Origin of the sequence: Marispirochaeta aestuarii (genome assembly GCF_002087085.1) — a bacterium.
GTDB lineage: Bacteria > Spirochaetota > Spirochaetia > JC444 > Marispirochaetaceae > Marispirochaeta > Marispirochaeta aestuarii.
The window spans coordinates 60,258-74,068 of the sequence record NZ_MWQY01000011.1 but is presented as its reverse complement, the minus strand read 5'-3'; the positions used below and the strand labels follow the sequence as shown (position 1 = coordinate 74,068).

Below are 13,811 nucleotides of genomic sequence, written 5' to 3'. Positions count from 1 at the left end.
TTTTCCATGAAACACGGAATCGCGGTACTCTCTGCCCTGCTTATAATGGTATTCATCTCGTCCTGTATCAGTGTTCCGGCACCGGAAGATATCCCTGAGGACCTGTCTCCCATGGAATATTTTCAGCGGGCCCAGGAAGCGGTAGCCCAGCGAAACGACTACGAAACTGCCCTGGTATACTACCAGACCTTCAAGGAACGTCACCCTGAGGATCTGCAGGGAAATGTGGAAGCGGATTACGAGATCGCCTTTCTTCATTACAAGAAGGGAGAATACGCGGCGTCCAAAGCCATGTTCAATGAAATAATCGCCCGCTACGAAACCGAACAGGCTTCACGACTCAAGGAGTGGCCCCTGATCCTTTCCCGCAAGGTGCTGGCAAAGATCGAGGCCGCTGAAATATCTATTGGGGTAGAATAATCGTATACAGCTCAACATCCCGGCTTTCCGCATCCTCGTAGACCATTTCCTTGGTCACCTTTCCCCGGGGTCGCGGATGAGGGGGAGCATCTCCCACCAGCACAATCAGCCTCCGTTCGGCACTCCATGGATAGGAATGGATGCCCGCATACAGGGCTTCATAGACTGCCTCGGGAATATCTCGGCCGCCGTACACCCGAATGCGATCCAGAATCCGCTGTACTGTTTCCACCCCGCCGGCCTGAAAAGGATAGACATCGGTAACATACTCCTCGTCGTAATCCTTGTACAGGACAACCCCCACACGCAGGGAATCAAAGCCTTTGGACTTTTCCCGCAACAGCGGGACCAGACTCTTTCGAAGATGAGGCATATCGTTGGTCATGCTCTGGGTCGTATCAAGGGCCAGCACCAGGTCCATGCTGCGTCCCGGAGCCTCATCGATAATTCCGGCAATCTTTTCCAGAATGTCATCTTCTCCCCGTGAATATATAAGCTTTCCCCTGCCTGCATCACTGATCTCCCGGTAGGCCTCCACGGTGGCATCCATATAATTACCCTCCGGTGGACCCTCAAAGGGTTTCTGGATCACCTTCAGGACAAAGGGGTTGTCCCGGAACCCAGCGGTATAGTCGGCAAAGGGTTTTTCAAATGCCCGGATACTCAGGTAGGTTCCGTCCAGCACCTGTACCTCCCCGGACCTGGTCCAGGGGTACCCGTACAGCACAAGATAGGGAATGAATATGTGAAAAGCCTGCCCCAGTTCAGGATGCTCTTCCGGGGTGGAATCAACAAGGGAGTGACCACGGGTTTCTTCGAGAAACACACCGTTCAGAAGGCGTTTTTCATCCCCATTGGCCCGGTGATATTCCGGATTGCGGTAGGCGTAACTCGCAGTCTCCCGTTCGGGATCTTCAGTCGATTCCGTTAAAAGAACAGAACCGCGCCCGGGTACCGCCTGAACATACAGGTCATAACCGCCGTCAAGGCTCTGGGTAATTACAAGCTGCTCCGGGGCTATTTCCAGAGGATCGGCCCACAAAAGTGAGATCCCGAAACCAAGCACCATGGCCAGATATACTTTCCATACTCCCATACATCCATTATCGGCCATGGATACAGCTATTCTTAGCCCTGGCTTTAGTCTTGGCTCCGGGCTGTTTTTCCACTACAATCGGGTTGTATGAAGAGAGTAATTATCGCCAATGATCACGGCGCAATAGAGATCAAACAGAAGCTGGTAAAACATCTTGAGAGCAGGGGATACAGGGTTGATAACCTTGGTGTGGACTCCGAGGAGTCGGTGGATTATCCCGATATGGCAAAGGAGGCCTGCGAACGCTTCCTGTCCGACGGCGACTATGAGTTCGGAGTCGTCTGCTGCGGAACCGGAATCGGCATATCCATAGCGGCCAACAAGGTTAAGGGTATCCGCTGTGCGCTGCCCCAGAACATTTTCGCCGCACGAATGGGCAGGGAGCATAACAACGCCAACTTCATAGCCTTCGGTGGCCGCATCGACTACTGGGAACCGGTGGAAAAGATGCTGGACGCCTTTATCGACGGCGATTTTGCCGGAGACCGCCACGCCCGCAGGGTCGACAAGATCATGGGGCTTGAGAACCGCTGATCTCCACGACCCCCGGAAAAGGGGGCAGTATCCACTGGCGGGACGTATTCAGAAAATACAGAAAGCGACGCTGAAAGGAACTCAGGACGGCGCACATATCCAGATCTGCCTTTTCCGGAACAAGGGCGACAATGCTCTCCCCGTTCCGGAAGGGCAGATACATGATTTTGCCCAGACGCGGATTGTACAGTAGCCCTGTCTCAAATGCACAGCCTCCGTCCTGCCAGTCCGACTCGGCGGCAAGGGAACGCTGAAGATAGAAAATGCTGATCCGCGTTTCCCGGTACAGATACTCTCCACGAAAATGAAGCGATATGTCCCGGGGCAGAAAAGGCAGCCCCTGTTCCTGGTACGGCCCTTTCAAAAGCACCATGATATCCGGCGACTCCTGGGAAAAAAGCGCACAGGGAATCAGAAAGAGAACAACAAGACCAAGGAGCCTCCGCTTCCAGCGGGAAGAAAAAACCGCCGGAAGAGTTTCGCACGGAGGCACGGCAGCTCCTGAACTACTCCACGGTGACACTTTTCGCCAGATTTCTCGGCTGATCAACATCCCTCCCCAGCTTCAGAGCCATGTAATAGGCAAACATCTGAAGCGGAACAACCATCACATAGGGGTAAAAAAGCTCATGGGTCTTGGGGACGAATATGGTGTCGTCGGCTATTGCGGCAACCTCGGCGTCTCCTTCTACGGCCAGGGCAATCACCTTGCCGTCCCGGGCTTTAACCTCTTTCATGTTGGAAACTACCTTGTCCCGCAGGTGATCATCGGGCACGATAAAAACAGAAGGGGTTTCCTCGTTGATCAGAGCGATGGGACCGTGCTTGATTTCCGCTGAGCTGAAGCCCTCGGCATGAATATAGGAGATCTCTTTCAGTTTGAGAGCCCCCTCCAGGGCAACGGGATAGTTGATTCCACGCCCCAGAAAAAGGAAATTTTTTGCATCGGAGTATTTCTCCGCCAGAGAGCGAATGTGCTCCGTCCCTTCAAGGACTTTCGCCACTTTGTCGGGTACCGATTCCAGGGCGTTGATAAACTCGAGGCCCTGATCCCATGACATGTGGCGCATCCGGGCCATCAGCAGGGTAAAAAGGTAGAACACCGTTATCTGGCTGGTAAAGGCCTTGGTGGAGGCCACGGCGATTTCCGGTCCCGAGTGAATGTAGGTGCCGCCGTCGGATTCCCGGGCGATAGTTGATCCGACCACATTACAGATGCCCAGAACCTTGGCCCCCTTACGCTGCAGCTCCCGCAGGGCAAAGAGGGTGTCGATGGTCTCCCCGGACTGGGAAACGGCAAAATGGAGTGAGTTCTTTTCCACCACCGGGTTCCTGTAGCGGATCTCGGAAGAAAGATCCGCCGTGGCGGGAAGGCGCGCCACGCCCTCGAGGAGATAGGCCCCCACGAGACCGGCATAGTAGGAGGTACCCGCGGCTATGATACTTACCCGTTCCAGGTTTATCAGCTCCTGGGGACCCATGTTCAGTCCCCCAAGATGGGCTGTTCCGGCGTCGCGGTTCAAACGCCCCTGAAAGGCACGGAGGATCGATTCCGGCTGTTCCCGGATCTCCTTCTCCATGTAGTACTGAAAACCGTCCTTCTCTATCTGGTCCAGCTCCCAGGAGATGGTATCTATTCTCTTCTGGATTTCCCGATTGGCGGCATCGACGATTTTGAATCCCTCAGGGTCGATAAGAACTATCTCGCCGTCTTCCAGGTAGACCGCCTGTTTTGTGTAGGCAAGTACCGCGGTGGTGTCCGAGGCCAGAAACATTTCGTCCTCTCCCACACCGATAACCAGGGGAGAGCCGTTTCTGGCGCCGATAATCCGTCCGGGTTCATCAGCGTGAATGCAGACGATTCCGTAGGTACCCTTCAGAAGCGGCAGAGAGGTCTGTACAGCCGCCGCTATATCGCCCTGGTAGTTGTAGGCGATTAAATGAGCAATAACCTCGGAGTCGGTTTCGGAGACGAAGCTGTAGCCTTCAGAGATGAGCATCTCCTTGAGAGCCATGTAGTTCTCGATGATACCGTTATGACATATGGCGATTTTTCCCGAGACATCGGTGTGGGGATGGGCGTTGATCTCATTGACAACCCCGTGGGTGGCCCAGCGGGTATGCCCGATCCCGTAATTTCCCTTCAGAGTATCGGGAACCGCTTCGGTGAGATCCTTGATCTTGCCCGGACGCTTTACCACCGAAAGGCTGTCGCCGTTGCCGATTGCGATTCCGGCGGAATCGTAACCTCTATATTCCAGGCGGCGCAGCCCCTGGAGAAGGACTTCCGAGGAGACCCGGCGTCCTGTATAACCCACTATTCCACACATTTGTTTCTTCCTTCTATGACAATGGTATCTCTAGACTATATCACGTACGCTGAATATGCACCACGTTGATCAGTTACCGGAGGCGCTCTCCGCCAGGGAATGAAGCTTATCCCGGTCCAGCAGAAACATGAGGTTGTCTTCGGTCTTTACCACCCTGGTGGAAGCGAGATTCTCAATAAAATCCAGGACCGCGTCCTGGGGAATCTCGAGATTAAGGGAGATTTCCCGGGAAAGCTTATGATACTCCAGCCGGGCCTGTTCAAAACCGTTTTCAGCGAAAGCATAGTAGAGATTCAGGGCAATAAGTCCCTTGGTGTTGCGTTTGACCAGGTGCTGAATCTGGTTATTGGTATGCTGCAGCCTGCGGCAGAGCTTGTCGATGACATTCAGGGCAATCCTGGCATTCTTTTCGATCATTCCCAGGAAGCCTTCACGGTTGAATGCCAGAAGTTTTACAGTCCCGATGGCAGTCGCCGTGGCGCTGCGCTTGACCTGGTTCACAATCGCCATCTCCCCGAAGAAATCACCCTTCCCGAGGACCGCCAGGATATGCTCCTTACCGCCGATCTGCTTGCTGATCCGGATATTTCCTTCCTGAATGATGTACATTTTGTCTCCCCCGTCTCCTTCCTGAAAAAGAATCTTTCCGGAATCAACGGTCAGACCGTATTTCTCAAAGAGTTTATTATCTTCCATTGCGTTCTCCCGTCTCTAAATTTTCGGCATATGGTGAAGCAATTCCAGCATGTACGCGGTATTACAGTACATAAAAGTGAAGGAGGTTTCAATGGACAAGCACCTGCTTTTACTGACGGTCCTGGTCTCTCTTTCCTGGACCTGCTGTACACCCTTTATCGATATTGACGAAACGGGGGAAGTCTTCGGACTTACCGGTGCCGATCTTGCTCCTCCGGTGCTGTGCGCCGCCGGGGCCCTGGATGAGAACTCCTTCGCCCTGGAGTTCTCGGAGGAAGTTTACGAGGCATCCCTGGAAGGCATAGTCCCTCCCCTGGGCGAAGCATCAGTGGAGATCGTTTCAGCCTTTCTTACCATTCATACCGGGGAGTTCCAGTTACCCGGAAAGGAGTATGCCCTTGATCTGCGTGTAAAAGATCGGGCCGGGAACTCCCAGCAGCTTCTTGTACGATGTTACGGACATAATCCCCGGGTGCCGGGTATGCTGATCAACGAGTTCACAACCCGGGGAAGCAGCACCCACCCGGACATGGTTGAACTCATGGTGCTGGAAGAGGGCAATCTGGCCGGCGCCTGCCTCTACGAAGGAACATCGGAAGACTGGGAGCAGCGAATAGTCTTTCCCGCCTGCGAAGTCCGTTCCGGAGAGTTCCTGCTGATCCACTTTAAACCCCAGGGATTACCGGAGGAACAGAATGAGACGGAGGATACCGGCCTGTCCGGAGGCCTGGACGCCTCTCCCGATGCAAGGGATTTCTGGGTCGACCAGGGAAGCGGGCTCTCCGGAAATAACGGGGTTATAAGCCTGTACCGGGATCCCTTCGGCGAGATTATGGACGCGGTTCTCTATTCAAACCGTACCTCCGCTTCCGATGAGGATTACCGGGGATTCGGGTCGACAACGGTGATGCTGAGGGCAGATTACCTGTCCGATCTGGGAGCCTGGACGGGCGAGAGTCTTCCACTCTGCCCGGAAGATGCTGTAAATCCGGAGGAGTCCACCGCTACGCGATCCCTCTGCCGCAGTTCCGTTTCGCAGGACAGCAACAGCAGACAGGACTGGCATACGGTTCCCACCGGGGCTTACAGTTTCGGTGCAATTAACAGTGATGAACTGTACGAGCCCTAGAGATAGGAAGAGACCAGGTCAAGTATGGCCTGTTTTGAACCTGCACCTACCTGCTGGTTTACAACCTCACCGTTCTTTACAACCATCAGGGTGGGAATACTGATTATATTATACTCCGCAGCGAGCTGTCCCTGATCGTCCACATTTACCTTGGCCACCTTGAGCCTGCCGTCATACTCGGCGGCAATCTCTTTCAATACCGGTTCGACCATACGGCAGGGAACACACCACTCTGCCCAGAAATCTACAATAACGGGAACATTTGACTTGAGAACCTCGGATTCAAAGTTATCTGCAGTGATAGTAACTTCGTTGCCCATATTTCCTCCGGAAAAAATGCCTATTGGGATTTAAAATCGTTTAAGCGAAAATCATCGATAACAGTATGCACATATTCGTACATTTTTTCCAGAAAATTCCGCTCATCCACCCTCAGAATATCATTTGTTCTGATGAGTCCGATCTCCCGGTACAGATCGTTCAGAAGGAATCCCGAATCCACGATAAAGCGCTGCTCTTCCCGTTCAATATCCCTCACATTGCGGGGAAAACGGCTGAACAGTGACACGTAAGCGGCGAGACGGGGAGAAACCCCTTCCTTTGTATCACTCCAGAGATCAAAAATCCTGCGTTCCAGAATGACCCGGGGGCCGGAAAATACGGAGGGCGCAATTTTTCTCATACAGCGCTCGATATCCGGCCAGGATTTGTGTTCAAACTCACTCATGGCACCAAAGAGTTTACGAATCTCAAAAGATGCCTCGGGATGAACCTTTTTATCGGGATACTTTTTGATCTTTTCGCGGTTTTCCGCGATTATCCTGTCCGCAAAGCTGCCGGTCTTTTTCTGCTTCTTCTTACCGGCAATATCTGCAGCTCTATTGTGCTCCTTCCCGATACGCTCCTCTTCCCTGCGCTGGAGTTCACGGACAGTGGTCAACTCGGCATGCAGAAAGAGGGACATGTCCATTCTGGATTTCATGGCACTGAGATACCGGTCCTCGAAGTCGTTCCGAAGTTTCCTGGATTTCATGAAGCGGACAATATAATGGTCATACTCCTGGAGTATGCGTTGCCTGGCCCGTTCTATCTCTTCAAAGCTTAACTTGTTTCTTTTCATTCTCCACACAAGCGGCGGGTAAAATCGCGGACCGCCGTATAGATACTATCGGCATTCTCCCCGCTGTGTTGAGTAATTACCTCCACCAGGGCGGAGCCTACCACCGGTGCATGTACGTGGGGCTGCAGGGCGGCAATCTGTTCGGCATTGCGGATCCCGAAACCGCCGAAACTCAACATTCCCGTTCCGGAACAGGCATCCAGGAAGCTTATGATCTCCGGAGAAATCCGGGTCTCCCTCCCGGTAATGCCGCTTCTCAATGCCACATAGAGGTATTTCTCTTTCAGAGAAGCTATCTCATCGAGGCGATCCCCGGATATGGTGGGAACCACAACCGGCACAATGGGCATTCCGGCGGTCATGCCCGCCGCGTAGAGACCTTCATCGGCTCCAGGAACAAGATCGGGAACAATAAGCCCCTCGACTCCGGCTTTCAGGGCCCTGCGGATAAAGGCCTCCATACCCATGGCGATAACAGGATTCGCGTAGGTCATGATGAAAACCGGTACATCCCCCATGGAGGCGATACTCTCTGCGAGCTCGAAGCCTTCATGGAGAGAGAAACCCGCCTCCAGGGCCCTGCCGCAGGCGGCCTGAATTACCGGACCGTCGGCGGTGGGATCGGAGAAGGGAAACTGCAGCTCGATATATGAGGCCCCTCCGTCGATCAGTGCTCCGGCAACCTGAAGGCTCTGTTCCCTGTCCGGATAAAAGGCAACCATATGGGTCATGATCCGGTGCTTTTCTGAATTACTCATCTCCTGCTTCTCCTTCAGCCTCCCGGGCAAGGAACTCCTTCCAGGAGGGCCCTGCAAGGGCACCGGCGGAGATAAAGAGGTCCTTGTCTCCCCGGCCGGACATATTCACGATAAGCGCTTTATCCTTCGGCAGCTTCGTCGCGAGCTTTATGGCTTCGGCACCCGCATGAGCCGACTCCAGGGCAAAGATTACCCCCTCGTACCGGGCAAAGGCTTTCACCGCTTCCAGGGCTTCGGTATCCGTCGCACTGGCGAATTCGATTCGTCCGGCCTTTCCAAGGTGGGCAAGTTCCGGTCCGATTCCCGGATAATCAAGGCCTGCGGAGATGGAATGGGTCGAAAGGACCTGGCCGTTGTTGTCGGTAAGAAAAAGACTCTTGTAGCCCTGAATAATCCCTTCTCTGCCCCCGGAACCGGTCATCCGGGCAGCATGGGCCCCGGTTTCAAGACCCAACCCGGCCGCCTCCACCCCGATAAGTCGGGGTTCGGAGGACTCGATAAAAGGGGCGAAAAAACCGATGGAGTTGGACCCGCCCCCCACACAGGCTATCAGGGCTTCCACATTCAGATCCCGTTCGGACATTTGGAGTGCCGTCTCCCTGCCGATAACCGACTGATACTCCTTTACCATTGCAGGATAGGGATGAGGCCCCAGGGCACTGCCGATCAGATAATGGGTGTCGGTAAAGTTGGCCGACCAGTCCCGCAGGGCTTCATTTACGGCGTCCTTCAGGGTCCGGGCTCCCGAGGCGACGGGAACCACCCTGGCTCCGAAGAGCTCCATCCAGAAAACGTTGGGCCTCTGCCGACGGATATCCACGGTTCCCATGTAAACCGTGCAGTCAAAGCCAAGCTTGGCACAGACAGCAGCGGTTGCCACCCCGTGCTGTCCTGCCCCGGTCTCCGCGATTATCCGCGTTTTTCCCATGCGCCGGGCAAGCAGGGCCTGTCCCAGGGCATTATTGATTTTGTGAGCCCCCGTATGTGCAAGGCCTTCCATCTTTACGTATATCTGGGCCCCGCCGATCTGTCGGCTTAAATTGTCGGCATACATCAGCGGTGTCGGCCGGCCGATAAACTCGTTGGCATAACGATCGAACTCGGCTTTAAAGTCTGAGTCATCCTTCCAGCCTTCGAAGGCCTCTTCCAGTTCAAGAACAGGCTTTCGCAGGATCTCCGCCACATAACGGCCGCCGAAATTTCCGTATAGTCCCTTTGTACTCATCTGTAAATCACTCCATTCTGCCGTCAAGAAGCTCAAAGAGCCGTTTCAGTTTCTCCGGATCCTTTTTCCCCGCCTCGGCTTCAACTCCGCTGGACAGGTCGATGAGCTCAGGATTAAAGTCCCTTACGATCTCAACGACATTCTCACAGTTGATTCCGCCGGCGATCCACAGGGGCCCGGTCTCCGCCGCCCTGCGTACAAGGTGGGAGCTTATCCTGACACCCGATCCTCCCCGTATCCCCTCTGCCCGGGCATCCATGAGGACCCGGGGAGACCAAAAGTTCCTCGCCGCCTCAAGATCCTTCTGTGACCCCACCCTGACGGCCTTATAATAGGGAAAGGCAAGACCTGCGCATTCCTCCGGCTCTTCATCACCGTGAAACTGCACAGCATCCAGGTACCCCCCATCCAGCAGCTCCTTTACCTCCCCGGGGAGGCGTCTCCGGCCGTCCGGTCCGGATTCACTGACCACGACCCCCACTTTCAGGGCCCAGGTTGCACCCAGGTTGCGTACAGAGTCTGCATCAGCCCGTCGGGGAGAATCGGCAAAAACAAATCCCAGGAGGTCCGCCCCCAGAGAATCTGCCAAAAGAGCGTCCTCCCGGCCGGTGATGCCGCAGACCTTTACCAGCGGCCGTTGAGGATGATCAGCCCTGCGCCGGGCCAGGTGCTTCCAGAAGACCGAATTTTCGGGACCTGCCCCCGCCGCCGCTGCAAGCTCACCAAGGCGCTCGGGGTGGCGTACAGCGGTCTCCCCGATCAGTACACCGGAGAACCCGGCGTTCCTGGCGATCCGGACATCCTCTCCCCGGCCGATACCGGACTCGAAAATCAGCTTCGTATCCCAGTCAATCGACTCGGCAAGCTGGAGAGGCAGGAGCAGGTCCGTGCGGAAACTGCGCAGGTCTCTGCTGTTGATACCCGTAAAGCGGGGCCGGAGACGGCGCACTTTAGCAACATCCTCGACCGAATGGACCTCCACCAAGGCATCCATGCCGAGAGCGTATGTCTTTGTATACAGCTGCGCCAGGGTATCGGCCTCCAGCAGGGATGCTATGAGCAGGACTGCATCTGCCCCGGCACGAAAGGAGATTTCCAGATCTTCTTCGTCGAGGATAAACTCCTTTCTGAGAACCGACAGCTGGGGGAAAGTCTCCTTGACAGCCATGAGATCAAGAAGGGACCCGGAGAAATGGTCCTCCTCCGTAAGAACCGAAACCGAAAGGACTCCGGCATCGGAATAGAGCCCGGCCTGATGAACCGGGTCCAGGGAAGGATTAATTCCCCCCCTGGAGGGGGACGCACGTTTAATCTCGCAGATAATACAGGGTTCCCGGCCAAAGCTGACCAGGGGTACACGGCGTTCTGCCGGGATCTGTACTCCCAGGGAATGACCTTCCCTGAGGATACGCCGGCGCCGTTTTTCCACAATGCCTTCGAGAATTCCCCTGCTCATCGTTGTGAAGCCTCGATAACAGCCTGCAGTTTTTCCCGGACCTGTCCCGAGCTCAGGGATTTCAGAGCCATGGTATAGCCTTCCCCTATACTCTCCGCCAGTCCGTAGACAAGCAGGGCCGCTCCGGCGTTGAGGCAGGCGGCGTCCCGCAGTGCGGGCTTCCCGCCTCCGTCTATAAGGTCCCTGGCCATGGCGGCGTTATCCTCCGCTTCTCCTCCCTGCAGATCTTTAAGAGTGCAGGGCTTTATACCCAGATCCTGGGGAAAGAACTCCTCCTCCACCAGCTCTTCTCCCTGGGCGAAACGGACTATTTTTGAAGGACCGGTAACCGTCAGTTCATCCAGTCCGTCTGATCCGTGGACAACCATTCCCCGCTTGATGCCCAGCAGCATCGCCGCCCTGGCCATCAGCTCGCTCTTTTCCCCGTCGAACACACCGATAAGCTGATACTCCGCCCCCGCGGGATTCGCCAGGGGACCGAGCATATTCATGATCGTCTTGAACCCCAGCTCCCTGCGGACCTGTGCGGCATGGCGCATGGCACCGTGATAACGGGGAGCAAAAAGGAAGGCAAAGCCCTCCTCCCGGATCATCCTCTCAGCATCCTCCGGTCCAAGATCGATGTTGATTCCCAGGGCACGGTAAAAATCCGCGCTGCCGCAGAGGGAGCTTATGGCCCGGTTTCCGTGCTTGGCCACCTCCGCACCGCAGGCGGAGGCAATCAGGGCCGCCATGGAGGAGATATTGAAGGTCCCCTGGCCGTCGCCGCCGGTACCGCAGGTATCGAGAACCGGTTTCTCCGCCCGGACGGTGACCCGTTTTTCCTGCAGCACCTGGGCACAGCCCGCTACCTCTTCCGGGGTGATCCCCTTGGCGTTGAAGGCGGTAAGACAGGCCGCCAGTTTCGCGGGGAGGACGCTTCCTTCGGTGACCTCCCGCATGAATCCCGCAGCCTCCTCCCTGCTCAGATCCTCTCCGGAAATTATCCGCTGCAGGTTCCGCTGAAGGGGATAGGGTTCCCGCCGGTACTCGATAAAGTTGGCCAGGAGCTTTTTCCCGTCCTCCGATGCGATTGACTCGGGATGAAACTGCACACCCTCGATTTCATATTCCCGGTGACGAAGTCCCATAATTTCTCCGTCATCGGAGCGGGCGCTCACTTCAAGCTGTTCGGGGAGGGAGTCCTCCTCCACCGCAAGGGAATGATAGCGGGTAAAAAGCGGGCGGGAAGGGAGGTTTCTGAATACCCCCTTGCCGTCGTTATCAATCTCCTCGGTTTTCCCGTGCACAATACGCCGTGCCTGTACAGTCTTCCCGCCGAAGGCCTCCCCTATGGCCTGATGTCCCAGGCAGATTCCAAGGATCGGGACTTTCCCGGCAAAACTGCGGATTGCTTCGATACTTATTCCCGCCTCGGAAGGTCTTCCAGGACCGGGGGATATGATCAGGCCCTTCATGGGCAGATCCAGCAGCTCCTTAAGGCTGATCCTGTCGTTACGGAATACCCTGACCGGCGTGTTTGTCAATTCTGTAAGATACTGGTATATATTCCAGGTAAAGGAATCGTAGTTATCTATCAGTACGTACATTATCGAATCTCCTTCGAATCAGATCTGTGCCTCGATGGCGGAAAGAAGAGCCCCGAGCTTTTCACCCGTTTCCTCGTACTCCCTCTCAGGGGTCGAGTCATACACGATTCCTGCGCCCGCCTGCAGGGTAATAGTCTCACCCCGCTGCAGAGCCGCGCGTATGGTGATGCATGTATCCATCTGCCCGCCGGGTTCGAAGTATCCCACAAGTCCCGCGTAAAAACCCCGGGGAAGCGGTTCAAGGGAATCGATTATCTCCATGGCCTTCAGCTTGGGTGCTCCGGAAACGGTTCCTGCAGGAAAGGTGGCGCGAATCACCTGGGCGGAACTCCTGTCTCCAAGTTTTCCCCGCACCCGCGATACGAGATGCATGACATGGGAATAACGTTCCACCTCCATGAAGGAGGTCACTTTTATCGTACCAGGTTCGCATACCCGTCCCAGATCGTTACGGGCCAGGTCTACCAGCATAAGGTGTTCGGCCCGCTCCTTTTCGTCGGCTTTGAGCTCCTCTTCAAGGTGACGGTCATCCTCCTCCGTTTTCCCCCTCCGCCGGGTTCCCGCGATGGGGTGGATCTCCGCATATCCGTCCTTTACCTTTACATGAACCTCCGGGGAAGATCCGAAAATCGCATAATCATCAAAATCAAGAAAAAAGAGATAGGGTGAAGGATTTGAAGTCCTCAGGTGCCGGTAAGCTTCCAGGGGAGGAATCGTCGTCCGCAGGGTAACCCGTCGTGAAAGCACACCCTGCAGAATATCCCCTGCGATAATCCGCTCCCGGACCTTCCTGACCCCATCCATGTATCCCTTACGCTCCTCCTCGCTGTCCGCCACCTCTGAGGCATATCCTTTTTCCGGCTCCTCGAGATAGGTAAAATCAAGATTGCCAAGGCGTTTTTCCGTATCCGCTATAAGTTTCTCAAGGTCTGCCGGGGCCTCTTCATAATCCAGGGCCACAAGGTAGAGAATATCCGTGTAGTGGTCGAAGATTACATACAGATTTCCAAACAGAAAACAGGCATCGGGTATCTCCATATCCGGAGTCTTGGGAAGAAATTTTATGTCATCACAAAAGCGGGCGAACTCGTAGGAGAGGAATCCGATCCCCCCGGCGGGAAAAGGAAGCTCGAGCCCCAGAGACTTGTGCTGGTCAGCAAAATAATTCAGCACATCCAGAATATCCCGGGCACCGCTTTTTATCCGTTTTGATTTTCCTTCCCGTACAAAGAAAATATCCCTGTCCAGCTGCTGCAGCCTGAAGGCCTCCTCGACCAGCAGAACAGAGAAGCGCTCCTTTCCCTTTGCGAAGGAGGAGCTTTCAAGCAGCGCCCTGGCCCCCAGTTTCCTGGCGAGGGAATAGGGAGTGAACTTGTCCCCCGGGACCGCTTTTATCAGAACCCGTTCTTTTCGTTCGGTTTTCATAGGTATCTCTCCCGACTATAACGTTTCTACAAA

The 13,811-nt window shown here is 55.1% G+C and carries 14 protein-coding genes; 3 read left to right on the top strand and 11 right to left on the bottom strand.

What is annotated here, in order from left to right:
• Window positions 1-6: 6 nt before the first annotated feature.
• Window positions 7-420 (top strand): outer membrane protein assembly factor BamD, encoded by a 414-nt coding sequence (locus tag B4O97_RS11045; protein ID WP_083050830.1) that lies wholly within the window; start codon window positions 7-9, stop codon window positions 418-420.
• On the opposite strand, the gene B4O97_RS11040 is transcribed toward B4O97_RS11045, so the two are convergent.
• Window positions 404-1,516 carry a vWA domain-containing protein gene (locus tag B4O97_RS11040; RefSeq protein WP_233143018.1) on the bottom strand — a complete coding sequence of 371 codons (1,113 nt, stop codon included), beginning with the start codon at window positions 1,514-1,516 and terminating at the stop codon, window positions 404-406. The genes B4O97_RS11045 and B4O97_RS11040 overlap by 17 nt on opposite strands.
• Window positions 1,517-1,603: 87 nt before the next feature.
• Between B4O97_RS11040 and B4O97_RS11035 the strand changes: the two genes are divergently transcribed.
• Window positions 1,604-2,050, top strand: coding sequence for an RpiB/LacA/LacB family sugar-phosphate isomerase (locus B4O97_RS11035; RefSeq protein ID WP_083050828.1), 447 nt, complete (start codon window positions 1,604-1,606; stop codon window positions 2,048-2,050).
• On the opposite strand, the gene B4O97_RS11030 is transcribed toward B4O97_RS11035, so the two are convergent.
• From B4O97_RS11030 to B4O97_RS11020, 3 genes are all read right to left on the bottom strand, one after another.
• Complete coding sequence (locus tag B4O97_RS11030) at window positions 2,028-2,543, bottom strand: hypothetical protein (RefSeq protein WP_083050827.1); 516 nt, start codon at window positions 2,541-2,543, stop codon at window positions 2,028-2,030. The two genes, B4O97_RS11035 and B4O97_RS11030, sit on opposite strands and share 23 nt — an antisense overlap.
• Window positions 2,544-2,556: 13 nt before the next feature.
• Entirely contained in the window at window positions 2,557-4,380 is a 1,824-nt protein-coding gene (gene glmS / locus B4O97_RS11025) for a glutamine--fructose-6-phosphate transaminase (isomerizing) (protein ID WP_083050825.1), read from the bottom strand.
• Window positions 4,381-4,449: 69 nt separating this feature from the next.
• Complete coding sequence (locus tag B4O97_RS11020) at window positions 4,450-5,076, bottom strand: Crp/Fnr family transcriptional regulator (RefSeq protein WP_083050824.1); 627 nt, start codon at window positions 5,074-5,076, stop codon at window positions 4,450-4,452.
• Between the two features lie 91 nt (window positions 5,077-5,167).
• Here B4O97_RS11020 and B4O97_RS11015 point away from each other — a divergent pair, with 91 nt between their 5' ends.
• Window positions 5,168-6,205 carry a hypothetical protein gene (locus tag B4O97_RS11015; RefSeq protein WP_083050822.1) on the top strand — a complete coding sequence of 346 codons (1,038 nt, stop codon included), beginning with the start codon at window positions 5,168-5,170 and terminating at the stop codon, window positions 6,203-6,205.
• Here B4O97_RS11015 and trxA read toward each other — a convergent pair.
• The 7 genes from trxA to B4O97_RS10980 are packed head-to-tail and all read right to left on the bottom strand — an operon-like array spanning window position 6,202 to window position 13,778.
• Complete coding sequence (trxA, locus tag B4O97_RS11010) at window positions 6,202-6,525, bottom strand: thioredoxin (RefSeq protein ID WP_083050821.1); 324 nt, start codon at window positions 6,523-6,525, stop codon at window positions 6,202-6,204. The two genes, B4O97_RS11015 and trxA, sit on opposite strands and share 4 nt — an antisense overlap.
• A 20-nt stretch (window positions 6,526-6,545) precedes the next feature.
• Entirely contained in the window at window positions 6,546-7,325 is a 780-nt protein-coding gene (locus B4O97_RS11005) for a hypothetical protein (RefSeq protein ID WP_083050819.1), read from the bottom strand.
• Window positions 7,322-8,083, bottom strand: coding sequence for a tryptophan synthase subunit alpha (gene trpA, locus B4O97_RS11000; RefSeq protein WP_083050817.1), 762 nt, complete (start codon window positions 8,081-8,083; stop codon window positions 7,322-7,324). The genes B4O97_RS11005 and trpA overlap by 4 nt, the downstream gene beginning before the upstream one ends.
• Window positions 8,076-9,308 carry a tryptophan synthase subunit beta gene (gene trpB, locus B4O97_RS10995; RefSeq protein ID WP_083050815.1) on the bottom strand — a complete coding sequence of 411 codons (1,233 nt, stop codon included), beginning with the start codon at window positions 9,306-9,308 and terminating at the stop codon, window positions 8,076-8,078. The genes trpA and trpB overlap by 8 nt, the downstream gene beginning before the upstream one ends.
• A 7-nt stretch (window positions 9,309-9,315) precedes the next feature.
• Window positions 9,316-10,764, bottom strand: a complete 1,449-nt coding sequence (trpF, locus tag B4O97_RS10990) for a bifunctional indole-3-glycerol phosphate synthase/phosphoribosylanthranilate isomerase (protein ID WP_083050814.1) — start codon at window positions 10,762-10,764, stop codon at window positions 9,316-9,318.
• The gene (locus B4O97_RS10985; RefSeq protein WP_083050812.1) at window positions 10,761-12,353 is read right to left on the bottom strand and encodes a bifunctional anthranilate synthase component II/anthranilate phosphoribosyltransferase; all 1,593 of its coding nucleotides are present in this window, start codon (window positions 12,351-12,353) and stop codon (window positions 10,761-10,763) included. The genes trpF and B4O97_RS10985 overlap by 4 nt, the downstream gene beginning before the upstream one ends.
• A gap of 18 nt (window positions 12,354-12,371) precedes the next feature.
• The gene (locus B4O97_RS10980) at window positions 12,372-13,778 is read right to left on the bottom strand and encodes an anthranilate synthase component I family protein (protein ID WP_083050810.1); all 1,407 of its coding nucleotides are present in this window, start codon (window positions 13,776-13,778) and stop codon (window positions 12,372-12,374) included.
• Between the last annotated feature and the right edge of the window lie 33 nt (window positions 13,779-13,811).